This window comes from Dolichospermum sp. UHCC 0406 (assembly GCF_009712025.1).
Taxonomy (GTDB): Bacteria; Cyanobacteriota; Cyanobacteriia; order Cyanobacteriales; family Nostocaceae; genus Dolichospermum; species Dolichospermum lemmermannii.
In genome coordinates, this window is sequence record NZ_VILA01000001.1 from 435,515 (window position 1) to 458,299 (window position 22,785).

A 22,785-nucleotide genomic window follows, 5' to 3' on the forward strand; every position below is an offset into this window, starting at 1 on the left:
GATTGGGAAATTAATTATTTCTGCAAAAGCCTGATTTTGATGTTACCAGTACAATTAACGGCTGTAATTTACACAGCTAAAAGCAAACTATGATTTTTGTGATTTAAATGATTTTTAGGATTTTGGTGAAAGTGGCAGATTTCGCTTAACCTCAAAAATAACATCTGAACTATGATTTTTGTGATTTTTGTGATTTTGAGGATTTTGAGGATTTTGGGGAGTTGGGGAAACTTAATATTGTTCACTTAGTCAAAGTGGCGGATTTGGCTTAACCTCAAAGTAGAGACGCTAGTTATTAAGCGCTAAACTAACAAGAACGAACCTAAAAACTGGCCATGCAACTGATCCCCAAATCTGAAATAGTTATAGAATCTGCCCCTCCCACAAAAATACTTAACTCAGAGAAAATTATTTTAGATGTTGGAGGGATGAAGTGTGCTGGATGTGTTAATGCGGTAGAAAAACAGCTTATTCAGCATCCAGGAGTTAAAAGCGTTTGTGTTAATCTCGCAACAGAAGTCGCAGTCGTAGAGGCGGAAATTGGTACTGTAGATGCAGAGGCGTTAATTCAGGGATTAACGGCTACAGGATTTCCTAGCCAATTACGGACGGCTAAAGGTGCTGGTGATAAATCTACAATCCCTAACCCAGAAGTAAGACAACGCCAAGAAATGCAGGGGATAGTTAGACAGTTAGGAATTGCTAGTTTACTACTGTTACTATCGGGAATTGGTCATTTTGGTAATATTGGATCTGTTATTTTTCCCTTTTTAAATGACATTTGGTTTCATTGTGGACTGGCTACTATCGCCATTATTATTCCTGGTAGACCAATTTTAGTGGAAGGTTGGCTAGGTTGGCGACGGGGTGCGCCGAATATGAATACCCTCATTGGTTTGGGAACTCTAACAGCCTATATTGCCAGTTTGGTGGCGTTATTGTTTCCCCAAATGGGTTGGGAATGCTTTTTTGATGAACCGGTGATGATGTTGGGTTTTATTCTTTTGGGGAGAACTTTAGAAAAACAGGCTAGAGTCCGTGCGGCTAAAGCGTTTCGCCAATTGTTAGCTTTAGTGCCGCAAACAGCCCGGTTAATTATTAATCCAGAATCGGAAAAATTGATTGCTGGGGCTAATATTATGGAAATTCCGGCGGAACAGGTGCGTGTGGGTGAATGGTTGCAGGTGTTACCGGGGGATAAAATTCCGGTAGATGGTGAAGTGCGCTTTGGACAAACTACCATAGATGAATCCATGCTGACAGGGGAATCTGTACCCGTGATCAAGCAAGCAGGAGATACTGTGACTGGAGGCACTTTAAATCAGTCAGGAGCGATCGCTATTCAAGCTACTCGCACTGGTGATGATACAATTCTAGCCCAAATTGTGGCTTTGGTAGAAGCTGCCCAAACTCGCAAAGCCCCAGTTCAAAAATTAGCAGATACGGTGGCTGGATATTTTACTTATGGTGTCTTAACAGCGGCTGGTTTAACCTTCCTATTTTGGTATTTGTTGGGAACTCATCTTTGGCCAGATGTGACGATGACTGGTGGCATGATCATGGCTCACAATATGGGACATAATCCCCAGCATTTAATCCCCCATACCCAATATTCTGCCCTGTTAATTAGTTTAAAATTAGCGATCGCTGTCATGGTAGTTGCTTGTCCCTGTGCTTTAGGATTAGCTACCCCTACAGCCATCTTAGTGGGAACAGGTATGGGTGCAGAACGGGGATTATTAATCAAAGGTGGCGACGTTTTAGAAAAAGTCCATAAACTAGACACGGTAGTTTTTGATAAAACCGGAACTCTCACCACAGGTAAACCCACCGTAACTGATTGTCTAGTTATTACCGAATCAACTTTACCATTATCTCTCATTCAACTAGCCGCAGCCGTAGAAAGCGGTACTTATCATCCCCTGGCTACAGCCATTCAACAAGAAGCCAAACGCCAAGATTTAGCTATTCCCCATGCTGTAGAATTCCATACTGAACCAGGTATGGGCGTATCCGCTGTCGTTGAGGGAAAAAAAGTTCTTTTAGGTAACTGGGAATGGTTTAATTACCACCAAATTAATATTACTGAAACCGCAGAAAAACAGGGACAAAAACTAGCTACAGAGGGAAAAACCGTGATTGGTGTAGCTGTAGATGGAACTTTAACCGGATTAATTGCTGTTAGTGATACCCTTAGACCAGATGCAAAAACCGCAGTAGATAAACTCCGACAAATGGGTTTGCGAGTTATGCTCCTGAGTGGTGATAGATTAGAAGCAGCCAGTGCGATCGCTAAACAACTAGGAATCGCCAACACCGACATCATGGCAGGTATCCCCCCAGCCCAAAAAGCCGCCACCATTCAATCTCTTCAATGTGGGAAAATCAAAACTTATGTCGCTATGGTAGGAGATGGCATCAATGACGCTCCAGCCTTATCACAGGCAGATGTGGGCATAGCCTTACATTCAGGAACAGATGTCGCTATGGAAACGGCTGAAATTATTTTAATGCGAAATTCCCTAACCGATGTTGTCAAGGCGATTCAGCTAAGTCGGGCCACTTTTAATACCATTCGTCAGAATTTATTTTGGGCTTTTGCCTATAATACAATAGGTATTCCCCTCGCGGCTGGTGTATTATTACCTAGCTGGGGTTTTGTTCTCGGTCCTGCCAGTGCAGCGGCATTAATGGCCTTTAGCTCCGTTAGTGTTGTTACCAACTCAATTTTATTAAGGAGGTTTGCCCCATAGTTAATTATTTAGCCAATTTTTCTGTAATCTCCAAGAATTGCAAAAAAAAGATTCCCCGGTAGTGCGGGCATATTGCCCGCTACATAAGTACCTCATAACACCAGAAAGTTCTGTAAATTAAAATTTGTCCTTTATTTAATTCCCATTCCTCAGTAGGTATACTAAACACGGGTGAGATTTAAACTTTTGCCAAATGACAAAGAACCCAGATGTGTAGGGGTTTAGCAGTGCTAAACCCCTACGTTTAGAATCAAACAATCAAGCCGTTTTGAGTATAATCAACAACCAGCAATATCAATGAAAATAGCAATTAGTGGTGCAACAGGATTTGTGGGTAGTCGGTTGGTAGAAAGACTACACACGGAAGGTCATAGAATTTTGGTATTAACCCGCAATCCTACCTTTGCTCAAAAAGTATTTCCCTCCCCAGCTTTTCCTAACTTAGAAATTATTGCCTATACCCCCAGTGTATCCGGCTCTTGGCAAGATGCCATATCTGGTTGTGACGGCGTAGTTAATTTAGCCGGAGAACCCATTGCTGAGGGACGTTGGACACCAGAACGCAAGCAGGAAATTCTCAACACTCGCAAACTAGGAACACAAAAAATTGTCGAAGCTATAGCTAAAGCTAATCCTCACCCCATTGTCCTAGTCAATACTTCGGCTATTGGTTATTACGGAACCAGTGAAACTGCCAGTTTTGATGAAGATAGTGCTTCTGGTAATGACTTTCTCGCTCAAGTCTGTCAAGAGTGGGAAGCGGAAGCGAGAAAGGTAAAAGATACCAATGTGCGGTTAGTAATTTTACGCTTTGGGATTGTTTTGGGTAATGGTGGCGCTTTAGGGAAAATGATTACCCCCTTTAAACTCTTTGCTGGTGGACCTATTGGCAGTGGTCAGCAGTGGTTTTCGTGGATTCACTTAGATGATATTGTCAGTTTAATTATCCAAGCTTTAACTAAACCAACAATGGAGGGAGTATATAATGCCACTGCTCCTCAACCAGTTCGCATGAATGATTTAAGTACCACAATGGGTAACGTCATGAATCGTCCCTCTTGGTTGCCTGTGCCGGGATTCGCTATAGAAGCTATATTAGGAGACGGGGCTAAGGTGGTTTTGGAAGGACAACAGGTTTTACCCAAACGCACTTTAGAGTCAGGTTTTGAATATCAATATCCGAATTTGCAATCAGCACTAACACAAATTCTTACCTAATTCTTAGTTAATAGATAGTTAAAAAATTCACAAATGCTATACAAACGTTTTGGCCGGACAGAAATACAAATGCCTGTGTTTTCCTGCGGAGGAATGCGATATCAATATAAATGGCAAGATGTCACACCAGAGGAAATTCCCGTAGATAATCAGGAAAATTTAGAGGCTGTAATTCGTCGTTCTGTAGAATTGGGAATTAATCATATTGAAACTGCACGCGGTTATGGAACATCGGAAATGCAGTTAGGAAAAATCCTCCCCCAATTTCCCCGTGAGAAATTAATAGTCCAAACTAAACTTTCTCCTGTTGCAGACCCTCAAGAATTTCGCAAAACCTTTGAAAAATCTTTGGCTTATCTTCAGTTAGATTATGTTGATTTGTTTAGTTTACATGGCATTAATAATGCAGAAACTTGGAATGATAGTATTTGTGAAGGTGGTTGTTTAGAAGTAGCAAAACAGTTACAGTCTGAAGGTAAGATCAGATTTATTGGCTTTTCTACTCATGCTCCCACAGAGATAATTTTGCAAGCAATTAATAGTAATCAATTTGATTATGTGAATTTGCATTGGTACTATATTAATCGCCAGAACTGGGCTGCTATTGAAGCTGCAACTAAATTAGATATGGGTGTATTTATTATTAGCCCTTCTAATAAAGGTGGGTTATTATATCAACCTCCCAAAAAGTTAGTGGATTTGTGTGCGCCTTTAAGTCCAATGGTGTTTAATGATTTATTTTGTTTGAGTCATCCTCAAGTGCATACTTTGAGTATAGGTGCAGCCAAACCAACTGATTTTGATGAGCATTTAAAGACTTTGGAATTATTAGATAATGCGGCAGAAATTCTACCACCAATTATTTCCAGATTGGAATCAGAAGCAATCAATATTTTAGGAGAAGATTGGGTAAAAACCTGGGAAACTAATTTACCAACTTGGGAAGAAACACCAGGGGAAGTAAATATGCGGGTGATTTTGTGGTTGTTAAATATGGCTTTGGCTTATGATATGATTGACTATGGCAAAATGCGTTATAATCTCTTAGGACAAGCTGATCATTGGTTTCCTGGTAATCGGGCTGATAAGTTAGATGAATTAGATTTACGAGAATGTCTTATTAATAGTCCCCAAGCTGAAAAAATTCCCCAAATGTTGGCGAAAGCCCACAATATTTTAGGAAGTGCAGAGATAAAGCGTTTGTCTCAGAGTTGAAAACTGCAAAACCTAGTATATTTGATCATATACTAGGTTCTCACATATATTTATTCTTCGACTAAAGACTATGAGCAAGAATTACAAGCAGGCTTTTAAACACATATTTCTTCAAAGTATCCAATGAATTCAAAATATTTTATCGTAAAATGGGTAGTGCAATAGCGAAGCGCTCCGTAGGAATCGCCTATTTACGAAATGTTGCTAGGTAAAAAAACAAACTGTTGCTCAAGTTTTAAAATATCGTTGCGCTATCTAAATGACTACTCTCTTTTGAGTATTTATGCTTATTGCACAATTGATATGCTTTGTGTAATAATAACTATACTCAAAATAGCTTAATAATCTGATTCTATAGGTAAGAGTTTAGCAGTGTTAAACCCCTAAACATCTAGGTTTTTCGTAATCTTGTGAAAATTCAAATCTCAGCCGTCACAAGTATACAGTATTTTTTGAATAAAGATAGTCTTCGTTATGTTTTATTCTTCAATAAATCCTCAAGACCTTTCTATTTTTTCAACAGGTATTTCTACCTCCTACAGCGACGGGGCTTATGGGCTTTCCTCCGAAGTTTTCAACCCTTTGACTCATATTCAAAATACATCAGCAATATTTAGCATAGAAAGCGAATTAGTTAACGGGATAACAAATTATTCTCTCCCAGAAAAAATTATCTCTGCGGATTATTTAATCAGAGAAAAGTTTAGCAATTTTATCACTAATTCTAACATTGATGACTGGTTAGGTATTGCTTATGGAGGAGATTATCAAATAAACTTAGCACAATCTTTGTTACAAAGTCAAATTAATGACGGTTTTAAAGATGTACAAATTAGTGTTATCAATTCAGAAATTTTAGGTAATGCTAATGGAGCTTATGCCGAATCTATTAATACTATCTTTTTGGGGAATGAGTTTGTAAACTCTAATTCAACAGAAGTAATTGCTCAAGTAATTACAGAAGAATTTGGACATTTTCTTGATGCTCAAATTAATGAGACAGATAGTCAAGGAGACGAAGGAGATATTTTTGCAAAGCTAGTATTTAATCAATCATTGACATCAGAAGAATTAAATAGCTTAAAAGCAGAAAATGATCATGGAATTATTCAATTTAATGATCAATTTATCAATATTGAAAAATCAGCATTTAAAATAACTAACAATATAGGAGAAACTTTAGCCGTAACTGAAGATACGACTTTAGTTTTTCAATGGACACAACGAGAAGCACAATATAACAATGAAGTTGGAATTATAGTATTTGATAATCCTGAAGGAAAAATAGATGGAGTCTCACCCCAACAAGCAGGTTATTTCCAAAAAGTATTAAATTCAGAAAAAAGCGAAGTTATTTTTAGCAAAGGAAGTAGTGCAGGAAACTGGAAACAACTAGATTTTAAAGCTGGAGATTATGTTGGTTTTTATTTAATTCAAAATGGTAATAGCGCAGAATATTTAAATAACCCCAATTGTATCAATATTTTCTCATCCATTACATCTGCAAATACAGACAATTTTGATCATGTTCTCAGCACCAATCTAGGTAATAATATTTATCGTTTTAATTGGGAAGACTTAACCGGAGGAGGAGATAAAGATTTTAATGATGTAGTGTTTAATGTGTTCGAGAAGGGCTTTAAAGCTGGAGAAAATAATACTCAAACAGTGCCATTAACCGTTGAATTTTTATCTAATGAAGCAGCTTATAAAAACGAAATTGGTTTTTATTATGTTGATGATATCAATGGTAATATTAATGGCATTTCTCCTGATGATGCTAATTATGCAAAAGAAGTTTTTAAACAAGATAATTATCAAGTCACTTTTGGAGAAGGTAACTATAGCGGAGTTAAAGAATATTCTCTAGAAGGAAATCAATATATTGGTTGGTATTTGATTGCTGACAATACCAGCCAAGGATTTTTACAAACTAATCCCAATAACAATCCTAATGGTGAAGCTTTAGCTTACTTTTCCTATGCTGAAGCTAACCCAGATAACTTAAATCATCTAATTCATTATTCTAGTAACCAAATGGGTTGGGAAGATATTTTTGATGGTGGAGATAAAGATTTTAATGACTTAGTGTTCCGCTTTGAGTTAGGAAATCCCATTAGTGAGCATAATGATGAAAATCAAGCTCCTAGAGAATTAAAGTTAACGCCAAGTAGTAAACAAGAAAATGTTAATCATAATACCGTTATTGGAGTATTTAATACTATTGATCCTGATCTAGAAAACATTTTTACCTATAACCTAATTTCTGGAGAGGGAGATAGTGATAATATTGCTTTTACGATTACTGGAAATGAACTTAAAATTAAAGATTCCCCTAATTTTGAAGATAAACCGAACTACAGAATTCGTGTTAGGACTACTGATGTAAAGGGATTAAGCTATGAACAATCATTGATTGTCGATATTATTAACGTTAATGAAACATTGACTGATATTGCCTTAGATAATGACATTGTTGAGGAGAATATTTCTGGTGCAGCGATCGCCACAATCTCAATAACTGACCCAGATACGGTAGCTACCTTCCGCAACAATACCGTTACTGTCAGCAACAATCGCTTTGAAGTCATCAACAATAACGGCATTCTCCAATTAAAGCTTAAAGGTGGTCAAAGCCTTGATTATGAAACCGAACCGACAATTGCGATCGCCCTTACTGCCACTGATAATAGTAATAGCTCTCTGACTTACAGTGAGAACTTCACCATCAACGTCATTGATGTTGATGAAAACATTGAAACTCCAACCATTAGCGCAGCGCTCACCAACGATACGGGAGTAAGTAACAGCGATCGCCTGACTCTCGACCCCACTGTTAACGGACAGACACAGGGGGCTACTTCTCTGCAAGGGAATCTCAACGGCAATGGCTTTGTCGATATTAGCAGTGCGCTGAATGAAGACGGCAGTTTTACTATCTCTTTTGAGCAATATGATGTTTTAAGTAATGATACCTTGCCCAATGGAATTTATCTCCTTGAGTTAAAAGCAAAAAATAGCTCTGGTCAAGAATCCGAGATAGTTACGGTCAGCTTTACCCTTGACTGGATTGCTCCGCCTCTGAGCTTTGAATTAGCTTCCGAAAGCGATACTGGAGAGAAGGGGGATAACGTTACCACTGCCTATAAAGTTAACCTCATCGGCCAGACAGATCCGGGTCTGGAAGTAATGTTGGTTGAGACTCAGCAGAAAGCAGTCGCTGATGAGACGGGGGCATTTAGGTTTAATGATGTTACCCTGCCCTCTGCCGGAAAAGCTCCCTACTCGTTGATGGTGTCAGATGCGGCGGGGAATCAGGGGCCAGAGCAAGAGTTTTTGACCAGGGAAGGAATCAACGGCGCACCGGAAATTACTAGCACTCCTGGAACAGTTTTCGATACTACCCAGCAAACAACTTACACCTATCAAATCGCAGCGACTGACCCTGATAACGATGCACTTACTTATACTCTTATCAATGCCCTACAAGAAGTAGAAATTGACGAAGATGGATTATTGAGCTTCACGCCATCAGGAGTTTTGAAACCATTTTATAACTTTAATCTCGAAGTCAGCGACGGTCGCGGTGGAAAGGATACTCAAACCTTTACCGTTGATGTTATGAATGAGAATCTAGGAACTATCAGAGGTACAAAGTGGGAAGATTTGAATAAAAATGGATTGCGAGATTTAGCGATATTTTCCAATTTTGACGACATATCAAGATTAAGCCTAAAAGGTGACACCACTATTGTTGAGTCTGACTTAAGCGGAGAAACTGCCTTAAGATTAACGAGAAATAGAGGTTTTCGTGTTGACACTTCTGGTAATGCTCTACTCCAAAATCCTTTTGATCTTGTAGATGAAGATGGAAATATTTTATCATTTTCAACCAAGTTTGAATTTGCCATCACCTCTAGTATGGGCATATCTGATGAAGATGGAGTAGGTGCTGATGGTATTACATTTATTATTTCTCCCACGGATACTTTAGGTAGTTACGGAGGAGGACTAGGCTATGGCGGCTTACTCAATAGCATTGCGATCGAATTAGATACTTTTAATAATAATCCCTTTGGAATCAGTGATGTTAGTGGAAATCATATCGGTATTGATCTGAATGGAGATTTGAACTCCATAGCACAAACTAATATTGACGGTCGTTTCAATGATGGAGAAATTTGGACTGTTTGGATTGATTATGATGGCAAATCACAAACTTTAGAGGCTAGGGTAGCTCAAGGAGATACACGTCCTCAAGAAGTATCTGTCTCCACAATAGTTAATATTCCCGAAGTTTTAGATCAAGAAAATTTCTTTGTTGGTTTTGGTTCGGGTATTGCTGCTGGTTGGGGAAATCATGACATTTTATCTTGGGAGTTCGGTCTTAATGAACCAGGACTAGCAGGAGTTAGTGTTTATTTAGACAGCAATAATAATGGCAAGCTTGACCCAGATGAACCTGTTAAATTAACGGCAGAAGATGACCTCAGCACTCTTGATATTGATGAAACAGGGAAATATGAATTTAATAACCTTTTGTCTGGTAATTACACTGTTCGGGAAATAATTCCACCTGATTTTAAGCAAACTTTTCCAACTGGCAGTATTTCTGGACCTGACTTCTATACTGTTGAATTAGATGTAGGAGGAATTGTCGAGAATATTAATTTTGGCAATGTAAGATCCACTTCAGAAAATCGCTCTCCACTGATTATTTCTGAACCTGTTACTCTTACTGTTCCTGATGTTCCTTATCGTTATCAGATAAGAGCTACTGATGCTAACGGAGATACTCTAACTTACACCTTAAAAAATCCTCCAGATGGCATGGCAATTGATGAAAATGGACTAATTACTTGGAATCCAAATGCCATTGGCAATAATGCCGTAGCGATTGAAGTTAGCGATGGTAAAGGTGGAGTAGCTACGCAAAACTATAGTCTTAACGTTATTGAAGTTACGGTTGATACCGAAGTTCCTCAAGTCTATCTGGGATTTAGCAGTAATGTTTTTGAGCGGGGCGAAACTATTAACTTACAAATTCAAGGTTTTGATAATGTTGGTTTGGCTGATTTAGACCTTTCCTTTGACGGTAATTCCTTAACTTTAGATCCAGATTACGCCATTGTCGGTGGAATCAGTACAGCTTCTGTGGAGCTTACTCAACCAGGAATCTTTACAGTAGTGGCAACGGCCACAGACTTGGCTGGCAATAAGGATACGGAAACCCTTTCTGTACGGGTATTCGATCCCAATGACACCTCAGCCCCGATCGCCAAGCTTGATTTAAGTGGTTTTGACCCATTGAATCTGGTTATTCGTCAAAAGACAGAAGTTAAAGGTAAGATTAACGATCAGAATTTAGAATTTTATCGAGTTGAACTTGCTCCTGTTAGCTTAATCGATCTCAGTAATCCCGCCGCTAAAGATCCTGATTACATCACGATTGCAGAAGGAACAGGCAATATTGATGGGATATTAGCAAGCATTGATCCTGCTCTTTATCGTAACGATAATTACTTTGTCAGAATCTATGCTCAAGATATTAATGGGAATATCACAGTCGAAGGGTTCGGAGTCGGCATTGACTCTCAAACGAAACCCGGAGAGTTCAGCCTCGACTATACCGATCTATCCATTCCCTTAACCGGAATTCCCATTGAAGTGACTCGTCGTTATAGCAGTCTCGATGCTAATTTCCAAGGTGACTTTGGTTATGGTTGGGAACTCGGCTTACAAGATGCCCAAATTGTGGAATCAGCACCCACAGGGGTCGATCTCAATTTTGATGATTTCTTTGGCGGCAATTCCTTTACGGAAGGAACGCGGGTAACACTGACCACACCTGATGGACGGCGTGTGGGCTTTACCTTTACCCCTGAAGTGTTTAGTGCCAGTGCTGGAATTTTCTTGGGACCAGACTATTATGCTTGGCAACCGAAATTTACCCCAGATCCAGGCGTTTATGAAACTTTGGAAGTTCCTTATGTACCGATTATGCGCCTGAAGGATGGCTCTTTTGGTATCTACTTGTTTGGTTTGACCTACAATCCCAGCGATTACATTCTGACGACGAAGGATGGGACAAAGTACACTTATGACCAATATGAAGGATTAGAGACTATAGTAGACCGCAACGCCAACAAACTGACCTACACCGACAACGGCATTACCAGTTCTACGGGAGCAAAAATTGACTTTATCCGCGATACTCAGGGGCGGATTACGGAAATCATTGACCCCGATGGCAAATCCTTGAAATACAGCTATGACACAAATGGCAATCTCATCGAGTTTGGCGATCGCACTAATAACGAAACTACTTTCAAGTATCAAGCTCAACGCGACCACTACCTCACTAAAGTCATCGATCCGTTAAACAGAACTAGCGTTCGCACGGAATACGATGAAAATGGACAAATTAGCAAGATTATTGACGCTAATGGCAATGAATTAGAAATTAACTTTGATGCTGCTGCTTCTAGTCAAACTATCAAAGATCCTTTCGGTAATAACATTACTCGAATTTTTGATAAACAAGGTAATGTGATTCAAGAAGTTGACCAATTGGGAGGTATTACTTTAAGAACATACAACGCTAATAATAACCTTTTGAGTGAAACAGATCCAGAAGGTAATACCACCAGTTACACCTATGATAATCGGGGTAATAAGCTTATAGAAACTGATGGAGAAGGTAACACTAAAACCTATACCTACAATGCTAAAAACGACATCCTTACAGAAACCGATGCTTTAGGCAATAAAACCACTTACACTTATGATGTTAGTGGCAATCTCACTCAACGAGAAGATGCAGAAGGTAATGTCACTACCTATAACTATGGTGCAAATGGATTATTAACAAAAGTCATTGATGCTAATAATAAAACCAGCACTTTTAGTTATGATAATTTTGGCAATCTCACTGAATTAATCGATCCTACTGGTGCAAAAACTACCTTTACTTATGATAATAATGGACGGGTTAAAAGTGTCACCGATGCTTTAGGAGCAATTACCAATTACATCTATGATGCACAAGGGCGGTTAATTGAAAAAGCTGATCCTGAAGGTAGTAGCTGTGGTTGTGCAAGAGGTATTACCAAAACAGAATACAACGCCGCAGGAGAAAAAATTGCGGAAATTGACGCATTGGGAAGACGGACAGAATACCGTTATAATGAGCGCGGTTTATTAATTGAAACTATCCTTCCTGATAGCACTCCAGATATTCTAACCGATAATCCTCACACCAAAAATGAATATGATGCTTTAGATCGGTTAACGATTTTTACTGATGAATTAGGGCGTAAAACCTACTATGTCTATGACAAATTAGGACGACAAATTGAGGTTATTTATCCTGATAGTACCCCTAATGATTTAAACGATAATCCTCGCACTAAGAAAGAATACGATAAAGCCGGATTAGTGATTGCGGAAATTGACGAATTAGGCAATCGGACTGAATTAAAATATGATAATGCTGAACGCCTAATTAGCCGGACTAATGCCCTAAATGAAGTCACCACCTATACTTATGATGCAGACGGGCGACAAATTTCCATGACTGACGCTTTAGGGCGTAAAACTATTTACGGTTATGATGATTTAGATCGTTTAAATTCTACAAATTACGCTAATAATACGGCAATGACCACCAGTTATGATGGGTTAGGACGAGTCATTGCAGAAACCGATTTAGCAGGAAATACCACTAATTATGAATATGACGCACTAGGAAGATTGACGACGGTAATTGATGCTTTAAATCAACGCACGGAATATAAATATGATGCGGTGGGTAATTTAATTGAACAAAAAGACGCAAATGGAAATATCACTAAGTTTGAATATGATAGTTTACGCCGTCTTCAAGCCACAATTTTACCGGAAGGACAAGAAAATGAGACAATTCATAATAAGATTGGCAATTTAATTGAGGTGACAGATTTTAACGGTGTTGTTACTACTTATAAATACAATGAGCGTAATTGGTTGATTGAAAAATCTTTCTCTGATGGTACACCAACAGAAACTTTTACCTATACTCTTACAGGAGAATTAGTCACTGTTACCGATAATCGAGGAGTGACAAGTTATGTTTATGATGAGCGTGATAGGTTAATTTCTCGGACTGAACCTGATAGCCGTAAGATTCAATATACCTATGATAATGCAGGAAATATCCTTACTTTAATCGTTCCCTCCAGCACAACTACTTACACCTACGATAAAATCAACCGCATTGATACAGTCAAAGACGCTGATAATGGGGTGACTGACTATGATTATGATGCTGTAGGTAATTTGATTAAAACTAAGTTTGGGAATGGTGTGATTGAAAATCAACAATATGACCTTTTAAACCGTTTAACTTACCTGGAAAATCGCAATCAAACGAATGTTATTTCTAGTTATACCTACACTTTAGATGGTATGGGTAATCGTCTAAAAGTGGAGGAAAATGACGGGCGGATTGTTGAATATAGTTATGATGATCTTTATCGTCTCACCCAAGAAAAAACCACTGATTCTGTTGTTGCTAATAAGACTATTCAATATCAATTTGATGCTGTAGGTAATCGTTTACAAAAGATAGATTCTGTTGAGGGAACAACTACCTACACTTATGATGATAATGACCGATTATTACAAGAAACCCTTGGCGGTAAGGTTACAAACTATCAATATGATAATGAAGGTAATCTCAAAGCTAAAGTTGAAAATGGCACAACTCAAGCTGAATATGAATGGAATGCTAAAGGGGAATTAACAGCAGTAGAAGTCACGGAAAATGGCGAAACGGGACGAATTGAATTTGAATATGATCATATTGGGATTCGAGTCGCTATTAATGTTGATGGTGAAGAAACTCGCTTTTTAATTGACAATAATCAACAGCAATATGCCCAAGTAATTGAGGAATATCAAGTTAATGGTGATGTTAAGACTACCTATACTCATGGTTGGGATTTGATTTCTCAAGATAATGGCAATAATCGTATTTATTATCAAGTAGATGGTTTAGGTAGCACTCGTCTATTAACAGATAATAATGGGGCTGTTGTTGTTGAATATGATTATGATGCTTATGGTAATTTAACCCGTAAAGTGGGGGATGCGGATAATAATTATCTGTTTGCTGGTGAGCAGTTTGATGATGCGGTAGATGGTTATTATTTACGTGCAAGGTATTATGATTCTGCTACGGGGCGGTTTGTTTCGACTGATCCTTTTGAGGGTTACAATAATCAGCCGATAACGTTGCATGATTATTTATATGCTAATGCTAATCCGGTCATTTACACTGACCCGAGTGGACGTGCCGCTATGGTCGAATACCTCCCCTTACTCGGAGGAGCAGTAGCTATGACTGTTACCGTATATTCTCTATATCTTTATTATTCATATGACATCGCCACATATTTAACAGAGAAAGTTCGTGTTAACACTGATGCAAAACCTAATACAAAAACAAAAGAAAGAACCTGTGATGACGATAGACTAAAATATTTGGAAAACTATAAAGATGAAATGTGTGAGACCCCAGCGTGTAATGGGGATGATGATCCTGACGTAATTCTGGACAAAATTAATAGAGTTCTTAAGTGTATTAATCTTAGACAAGAGATTACTAAACAATGTTATAACAATATTCCTGACCCTAAGCATGAAGACCAAATTGATGAGAAATGGAAATTCATTAAGAATTGCAGAACAATTCTTAATAGGCATAAGGGTAAGGGCAACTAATTAAGTGTGATCGCGGATCTTGTAGTGCGATCGCTGATCTTGTAGGGTGCGTTAGGCGGCTACAAATTTGGGCAAAAAAACAACATTAACAATCCGCCGTAACGCACCACCCATATTATTAATTTGGTGCGTTACGCTGTCGCTCTAGCGTAGCCATGCCCGAAGGGCTTTACACACCCTACTTTTTCATTACCTAAGCATCATTTTCAAAATAATAAAAAATGTTTTTTATAAATATTTAGTATAACAATTGGAGGAGTGAAACAATGATGTGGCTGAATTCAATTATTAGCGCCCTTCCTGGAGCTTTAATTAGTGGTGCTGTTATCTCATCAATATTTAATTGGCAATTAAATAAAAGACGTTTACAATTACAAACAACCTTTGAGCTTCATCGTGAATGGAATGGTGAATCACTACGCCTTGGGTTGAATGGGATGGAGTTTAGAGGTGTTTGTAAAGTATCGGAATTGATCTAGATCCCCCTAAATCCCCCTTAAAAAGGGGGACTTTGATTGATATATTTCCTTACTTAAAAAGGGGAACTTTCTTCTTTCTTGTTCCCCCCTTTAGAAAGGGGGGTTAGGGGGGATCTAATCCTTCAATGAGATCCCCCTAAATCCCCCTTAGAAAGGGGGACTTTGATTGATTTATTTCCCACTTAAAAGGAGGGACTTTCTTCTTTCTTGTTCCCCCCTTTAGTAAGGGGGGTTAGGGGGGATCTAATCCGGCAATGAGATCCCCCTAAATCCCCCTTAGAAAGGGGGACTTTGATTGATATATTTCCTTACTTAAAAAGGGTAACTTTCTTATTTCTTGTTCCCCCCTTAGTAAGGGGGGTTAGGGGGGATCTAATCCTTCAATAATAGTCACAACACCAGCTAAATTATCCAACACATCATGATTATTAAACCTAATCACTTTTAAACCGTAACCTTGTAATATTTCCGTTCTTTGGCGATCGCACTCCTGAGCATTTTCTGTGTAGTGACTATCACCATCTACCTCAATGACTAACTTTAATTGAGGACAGTAAAAATCTACAATAAAGTTATCAATAGGGCGTTGACGATGAACTCTATATTTGAAATCCCGTAAATAGTCATACCAGAGTTTTTTCTCTGCCAAAGTCATATTTTTTCTTAATTCCTTGGCTCTTGGTACAAGGTTTTTGTTGTATGGTAAATACATTTTGATCCCCCCAACCCCCCTTAGAAAGGGGGGCTTTTTGAGTTCTATTTTAACCTATGGTGCGATCGCACTCTTGTGAAATAGGCGTTCAGGTTGGTTTGGTTATTGAAATAGCGATGATGGTACTGTGAAATAGGCGATAGTGCAAGCTTTTAGGATGCGTTAATTAAATATAACCGACAATTTAAAAAAATGGAGGATTTGAGAAGTATCTCCTATCTTCCTAACAAATTGAAGAATGTTTCTTTATCAATACCAACATCTTGAATCATTCCTGTTAAAGTACCTTGTTTGATATCTTTTCCCGAATGAATAGGAATAACAACCCTACGCCCATCATTATGCTTGTAAATGACGTGACTGCCCTTTTGACGATCAAAATAAAAACCTAATTTTTCAACAACTTTAATAAACTCTTTAGCTTTGACACTTGGAAAAATACTCATACTAAAACAGTTAATGGCTTGACAATAAAATCTTCTTTAGGAATAGGTTGATTATCAGCCATGAGACTTTCAAGATATAATTCTACAGCTTCTGTGATATTGGCGATCGCTTCTTCAAAAGTATCTCCTTGAGAATGACAGCCCTTAAGAAGGGGACAAAAAGCATGATAGCCTCCATCTTCTTCCCTTTCGAGAATGACGGTGTAATTATAAACTTGTTTGCCCTGATTATTCATATACTTGTAAGTTACTCACTAATAACTATTTTATTATAAACTGTTTTGATAAATTTTAAAGTCAGATTTTAATAATTATTGACCGCAGATAAACGCAGATAAACGCAGATAAAGACGGATGATTTTATGATTCTGTACCACAAAAAATTGATATTAGAAATTTAAAATATCTAAAGATGCTTCTATTTCTAATTCTATTATTCTAGCTTGTGTATCTTTATATTCTGCTAATTTTCCTGCTTGCCAATATAAATTTGCTGCTTTATGGAAATCCTCAACTGCTCCCTGTTTATCTGCAATTTCTAATAGGGCATTTCCTCGATTATAATAAGCATTAACATAGTGAAAATTCATTTTAATTACCTGAGTATAATCGGCAATTGCTGCTGCATATTTTCCTAAATCAAAATGAGCATTACCCCGACAATAATAAGCATCAATATCATCAGGATTAATTTGAATTACCTGATTATAATCAGTAATTGCTCCTTCATAATCTCCTAATTCAACCCGATCATGTCCACGATTTTTATAACCAATAGCATCATGAGGATCAATATCAATTATTTGCTTTAATTGCTGTTGTTTATCTAATAAATATCGAGATATTTGTCTATCTTTTTGCGTGGTAGCATAATCAGGATTAAGGTTAATTGCCTGATTATAATCTTCAATTGCTCCTTGAGTATCACCAATATGAGAACGAACATCAGCACGATTTTTATAATTAATCGCAATATGAGGATTAATTCTAATTGCTTGGGTGTAAGCTTCTATGGCTATGTGATAATTACCTATTTGATAATGTACTAAACCTATTTGATTGTAAGCTTGAGGATGATTTATATTAATATTTATTGCTTGACTATAATTAGTAATTGCTGTGTGATATTCACCTAATTGATAATTAACTAAACCGAGTTTATAATAAATATCAGCATCACTATTATTAAACTGTAGAGCTTGATTGTAACTATTAATTGCCGCTGCATATTCCCCTTTTTGGAAATATTCATCACCGAGATTTAAATAAAAAATAGTTAAATCAACAGGTGTAGATTGGGGTTTAATTATTTGACTTTGAGGTAAATCAGATTTATGAGAATTTGCCGAAATTGAAAATTGTTCTAAATAGGAAAATAAACCACCACCATACAATAATTGATTAATTCCAAAGGAAATTTTCCCAGTTTTCAATTTAATCATTTGCGTGGGGAGAAATCCAGCTAAAAAAAGGTGATATGCAGATTGAGCTTCATTGACTTCTTCTTGAATCAAAATACAAACAATTACTGCATTTTTTTCCACTTCTTCTGCACTCACTGACCATCTAACTCTATCAATACTACCGTGACGAGATTTGACTTCAACGCCAATTACAGAATTAGCAGTGAGTGTAAAATCACTTTTACCATCACCACCAAAGCGTTTTTCATAATCTACTTCCGTAATAAAATCCGCTAATCTTTCTTTAACAACTTCCTCGCCTAATTTACCTTTAAGATTATTAATAAAAACGTCACGGACTGGGGAAGTGCGTTTATATTTTTCCGCCATTAACCAGCAAAATTCCCGTAATGCCTTTAATCTCTCACCAGAAATGATAGTTAATTCACTATGTTGACCTTCTATTTCACAATGAAGTAGACAACTAGATGTTAACCTTTTCAGAAAGTCAGATTGTAGCGATCGCAGGAGAGTAATCCAATCCATGTCTAATATTTCTGCGGTCTTTTTATGTAAGGGTAAAGCAAGAGCTTCATTGGTGTCAACTTAACGCAAAACCCCATGCCGAACTCAAGTTCCTTGCTAATATCGAAAGTTCTCTTTTGATGACTAAACACTAGCAAAATTTATTAGTCCGTTTTAACGGACTTGAGCTATGAGACAGGGAATTTATTCCCTGGCGGTTCTTACGTTGACACCAATAAACACTGCTAAACCCTTACAAATCTATAGAAATCCGGTTTGATTCTTCAAAAATACGTAAGGTGTGTTAACGATAACGTAACGCACCAGATCCTTGATCATGGTGCTAAGGATTTTTTCTTTCTTCCTTGATTTGGCGTAAGGTTTGGATAAGTTTTTGATTAGATTCAGTAGATACAGCCGGCGAATTACTACTGGATTTTTCAGAAGTGACAGAATTAGAAGTATTTACTGATGGAGTTTCGGGACGATTTTTAGTATTTTCAGATTCAGGTAATTTTTGAGAATTTGGTGTTAGTGAAGGTTTGATTTGCACTTCAGGTAATTTTTGAGAATTTGGTGTTAGTGAAGGTTTGATTTGCACTTCAGGTAATTTTTGAGAATTTGGTGTTAGTGAAGGTTTGATTTGCACTTCAGGTAATTTTTGAGAATTTGGTGTTAGTGAAGGTTTGATTTGCACTTCAGGTAATTTTTGAGAATTTGAAGTGGCTGTTGGTTGAATCTTAGAACTTACTCCCGTAGAATTGGGATTATTTTGGAACTTGAGTTGGAAAGGATAAGAGCTAATTAACTGCTTATCAGCTTGAGGTGGATTAGCACTGAAAAATTCCCTAGCCTTAGATTGTAACTTAGGCGATTCTGTTCCTGCTTGGAATTTAATATCTAAAACCTTACCATCTGGATCTACAACTAATCTACCCACAACTGTCCCTTCCATCTCCGGTGTATCTGTAGAGATGGTTTCACGAATTACCCCTTTCTCTTTAACATTGGGATATTCTTGACGAATATTTTGTCTAAGAGTATTGTAGGAGTTCAGTTTAGCCAGTAATTGTTCAGTTTTTTTACCTTTTGATTCAGATTCATTTGTGATGATTTCTGGCGATTGTCCCCTAGAATTATCTGTTAAAGCTAATTTTTCCCCACCTTGAGGAATCTTAACAGCATTATTTCCTGAGGCCACTGTTTGTGGTGGTGAAATACCTGCTGTTGTTGTACTGCCAATATCAATAGCTTCAGCAGACGGATTATTCAGTGGTTCTCCAGGTATTTCATGACTTTGTCGCAGTTCTGGTAACCGATTAATACCGAGAGATCCGGTTTCTTTCATTCTCTGATCTAGATTATTGACAAAAGGAGAAGTCGAGGAAGTCGAGGGAGTATATGTACTTCTTGGTAATCTAGACATTGCTATCTGTAAATCATTGCGAGTCAATCTTTCAATAGATTGCTTGCTAGGCAGATAAGAAAGGTTCAAGTTAGTTGGCGAACTCGGAATAGCTGGTAATACCGACTGACTAGATAATTCCGGTTGTAAAGCGGGATAGTTAGTTAATAGACTGCTTGAATTAGCACCTGGTAGTTGTTGCTGTAGCGGTAATTGGGGTTGCTGTAAAGCTACTGGGGATGTACTAGGGGGTTGTGGTAATCGGCTTTGATCAGCGGTACTCAGTTCCATCAATCCCACTGCTTTGGGTGAGTCAGTTTTAGAAGATTGACCAGAGTTAACTGGCATTAATGGCACAATTAAGGCAATAGCGCCGTGGATACCAAGGGAAGCTATAGCGGCTATTCCCGTTGGTTGGCTGAATATTTCTGGTATGTTTTTTAGGAGAGATACGTAAGACATACTGTTATGGTTGATTCTGATCAGTTAAACTTGAATAGAAATTTTATCAACAAAGAATTCAGGGGTTATCTTCATAATACCTGCGCCATTTTTGCTTTGTTGGGTTAAGCAACAACCCAACCTACGAATCAAGGCTTTTTTCAATTTGGCGAAGGTATTGCTCAATAATGAAGTTAATATCCCACAGTATCATCTACTTAGGGAAGGGAAATAATAATACTCAAGGTAAAACTGATTAACTCCTGAAATTTGTGTCTTCTCAATTATTTTTGATCTTTTAGGCTATTTTGTCATAAGAATACCCGGTAAGCGTGAAACTCAGCGGCTTTAGCCCTGAGAGGGAAACGACACGGGCGGTTTTAACCGCTGTGAATATTTTTTCATTACCGCCTTGGAGTTGAGAAATTCGGGGTACTTTTGTGGTGTACTTTCAACGGGACAATTACCGATTCAAATTTCCCAACTCTGTACGCATAATGTGTTGCTCCGAAGAGCCTCCCATTTCTGGGGTAATGTTAGCTGAATGCCTCCGGCACGCTTGCGCGAACGTCAATGTTTTAAGAGCTTGTTAGGCTTGCAACACTGTTTCAGTGACTTTGAAACTGTTTAATCACAAGCGACAGAGCAGGGAACTAGCTACGCATTCCAGGGTGTCGTGACTCAAAAAACGTAGTCAGTTAAGACTTAGACTGGTCAGTACAGCTTGCAATTTCTTACAAGCTCAGTCCCTTTAGGGCTGAGTTACTGACTGCCAAGAAGCACCTTACTCCCATACATAATAACTTCCCAAGGGGATAAGTTCAACAGGGGAATTAATGATATCTTCAGTTTTTATGTTCTCGTGATCTGAATATGACACATAACCTTAGCAACAAACTAAGCCTGAATGATGTCCAGGACAAGCTACGCTGAAGCATCTTGGGAATAATGGGGTGCAATCAACATCAAAATTCTCCGAATGCTATACTTTTCCCTGTTCCCTGACTCCATGAATGAATTTAATTTTATTCAACTACTTATATGATAATAAATCAAGCAATTTGATACTTAGGAGTATTAAAATGGGACTGAATGAAGAATTAATGAATTCTGGTCATAAGGACTTGATTGTCCAAGACTGCTGCACCATGATAGACGCACAACTGGCATCTAAGTCAGGCATAAGCGGTATGGCCATGAAAGCCGCCTTTGCTGCACTCAAGGGAATTCAACCGGGTTATATCACCAATGTGGTTGAGTCCCTCCTACCGGTTTGCTTAACTGCAATTGATCCCATTTGGAGTGAAGGAGTGCAACAGGGTGAACCGGTGGAATACCTCACAGCCAATAGTAATCAGACCGCAAATGCGCTGCTAGGTGTAACTGATGCCAGGGTTAAAAATACCAAACGCCAACTGGTGCGAGGAACTTACGAAAAATTCCGTAATTCCGCAGAAAAACACGTACAAGAGGCAGTACCAGATTTTGCTCAGGTGATTGGTAAGTATGTTAATAACTAGCTGAAAAATAGAAGTTAGTTTTTAAGTCTTCAGATGCGCTTCCACATAAATAATGGGAGCGCCTATCACCAAAAGCCGATTTGCTGATATATTCCTTCATGATATAATCGTCTGCTGAGGATATTAAGTTAAAAAGTCCCTAATTGAGCCGAAAACATGAGTTTTTCAAGACTCTAAAAGTTTCAATCTAACCGATGTGCCTGCGCTCAAAAATAAATCCAACTATGATATAAAGTTAAAGGAGAATTAGATTAATGACACTTACCTATGGAACAGAGGGATGTCTCCGGATTGGTCAGCAGGCTCCCGATTTTACAGCAACAACCGTAGTAGATCAGGAGTTTAAGTCAATTAAATTGTCTGACTATCGTGGTAGATATGTTGTTCTGATGTTCTACCCCTTGAATTTTACCTTTGTTTGTCCCACTGAAGTTACAGCATTTAGCGATCGCTACGCAGAATTTAGCCAACTAAATACAGAAATTTTGGGTATTTCCGTTGATAGTGAATTTTCTCACCTCGCTTGGATTCAAACAGATCGTAAATCTGGTGGAGTCGGTGACATAAATTATCCCCTAGTTTCTGACATCAAAAAAGAAATTAGTGCCGCTTATAACGTTCTCGATCCCACCGCTGGTATTGCTTTACGCGGTTTATTTATCATAGATAAAGATGGCATTCTACAACACTCCACTATTAATAATCTAGCCTTTGGTCGGAATGTAGATGAAACCCTGCGAACATTACAAGCAATTCAGCACGTTCAGTCCCATAGCGATGAAGTTTGTCCTGTTAATTGGCAACCTGGGGACAAAACCATGAATCCTGATCCCGTGAAGTCTAAAATTTACTTTGCTGATATTTAGAGAGTTGGGAATTTGGTAATTAAACTTTTAATTTTGAATA

12 protein-coding genes are annotated in these 22,785 nt (G+C 38.0%); 7 read left to right on the forward strand and 5 right to left on the reverse strand.

The window, feature by feature from the left end; all coding sequences use genetic code 11:
• Positions 1–335 precede the first annotated feature (335 nt).
• The 5 genes from FJR09_RS01985 (at position 336) to FJR09_RS02005 (ending at position 15,427) form a co-directional block, all read left to right on the forward strand.
• Positions 336–2,753, forward strand: a complete 2,418-nt coding sequence (locus tag FJR09_RS01985; protein ID WP_168652581.1) for a cation-translocating P-type ATPase — start codon at positions 336–338, stop codon at positions 2,751–2,753.
• A 297-nt stretch (positions 2,754–3,050) separates the two neighbouring features.
• Positions 3,051–3,971: a TIGR01777 family oxidoreductase gene (locus tag FJR09_RS01990; protein WP_015080396.1), complete on the forward strand. Its 921-nt coding sequence runs from the start codon at positions 3,051–3,053 to the stop codon at positions 3,969–3,971.
• A 33-nt stretch (positions 3,972–4,004) separates the two neighbouring features.
• Positions 4,005–5,186 (forward strand): aldo/keto reductase, encoded by a 1,182-nt coding sequence (locus FJR09_RS01995; protein WP_015080397.1) that lies wholly within the window; start codon positions 4,005–4,007, stop codon positions 5,184–5,186.
• A gap of 474 nt (positions 5,187–5,660) precedes the next feature.
• Complete coding sequence (locus tag FJR09_RS02000) at positions 5,661–14,948, forward strand: DUF4114 domain-containing protein (RefSeq protein ID WP_168652582.1); 9,288 nt, start codon at positions 5,661–5,663, stop codon at positions 14,946–14,948.
• A 266-nt stretch (positions 14,949–15,214) separates the two neighbouring features.
• Positions 15,215–15,427, forward strand: coding sequence for a hypothetical protein (locus tag FJR09_RS02005; RefSeq protein WP_168652583.1), 213 nt, complete (start codon positions 15,215–15,217; stop codon positions 15,425–15,427).
• Positions 15,428–15,788: 361 nt separating this feature from the next.
• Here FJR09_RS02005 and FJR09_RS02010 read toward each other — a convergent pair whose 3' ends face one another.
• The 5 genes from FJR09_RS02010 to FJR09_RS02030 form a co-directional block, all read right to left on the reverse strand.
• Positions 15,789–16,139 carry an endonuclease domain-containing protein gene (locus FJR09_RS02010; protein ID WP_174782864.1) on the reverse strand — a complete coding sequence of 117 codons (351 nt, stop codon included), beginning with the start codon at positions 16,137–16,139 and terminating at the stop codon, positions 15,789–15,791.
• Between the two features lie 215 nt (positions 16,140–16,354).
• On the reverse strand, positions 16,355–16,585 hold the full coding sequence (locus FJR09_RS02015; RefSeq protein ID WP_015080401.1) for a type II toxin-antitoxin system HicA family toxin: 231 nt from the start codon (positions 16,583–16,585) through the stop codon (positions 16,355–16,357).
• Positions 16,582–16,821, reverse strand: a complete 240-nt coding sequence (locus FJR09_RS02020; RefSeq protein ID WP_015080402.1) for a type II toxin-antitoxin system HicB family antitoxin — start codon at positions 16,819–16,821, stop codon at positions 16,582–16,584. The genes FJR09_RS02015 and FJR09_RS02020 overlap by 4 nt, the downstream gene beginning before the upstream one ends.
• Before the next feature lie 153 nt (positions 16,822–16,974).
• Positions 16,975–18,534, reverse strand: coding sequence for a tetratricopeptide repeat protein (locus tag FJR09_RS02025; protein WP_015080403.1), 1,560 nt, complete (start codon positions 18,532–18,534; stop codon positions 16,975–16,977).
• 322 nt (positions 18,535–18,856) lie between these two features.
• Positions 18,857–20,380, reverse strand: a complete 1,524-nt coding sequence (locus FJR09_RS02030) for a hypothetical protein (protein WP_168654005.1) — start codon at positions 20,378–20,380, stop codon at positions 18,857–18,859.
• A 1,061-nt stretch (positions 20,381–21,441) separates the two neighbouring features.
• On the opposite strand from FJR09_RS02030, the gene FJR09_RS02035 reads away from it, so the two are divergent.
• On the forward strand, positions 21,442–21,879 hold the full coding sequence (locus FJR09_RS02035) for a hypothetical protein (protein ID WP_015080405.1): 438 nt from the start codon (positions 21,442–21,444) through the stop codon (positions 21,877–21,879).
• Between the two features lie 254 nt (positions 21,880–22,133).
• Positions 22,134–22,745, forward strand: a complete 612-nt coding sequence (locus FJR09_RS02040; RefSeq protein WP_015080406.1) for a peroxiredoxin — start codon at positions 22,134–22,136, stop codon at positions 22,743–22,745.
• Positions 22,746–22,785: the final 40 nt, after the last annotated feature.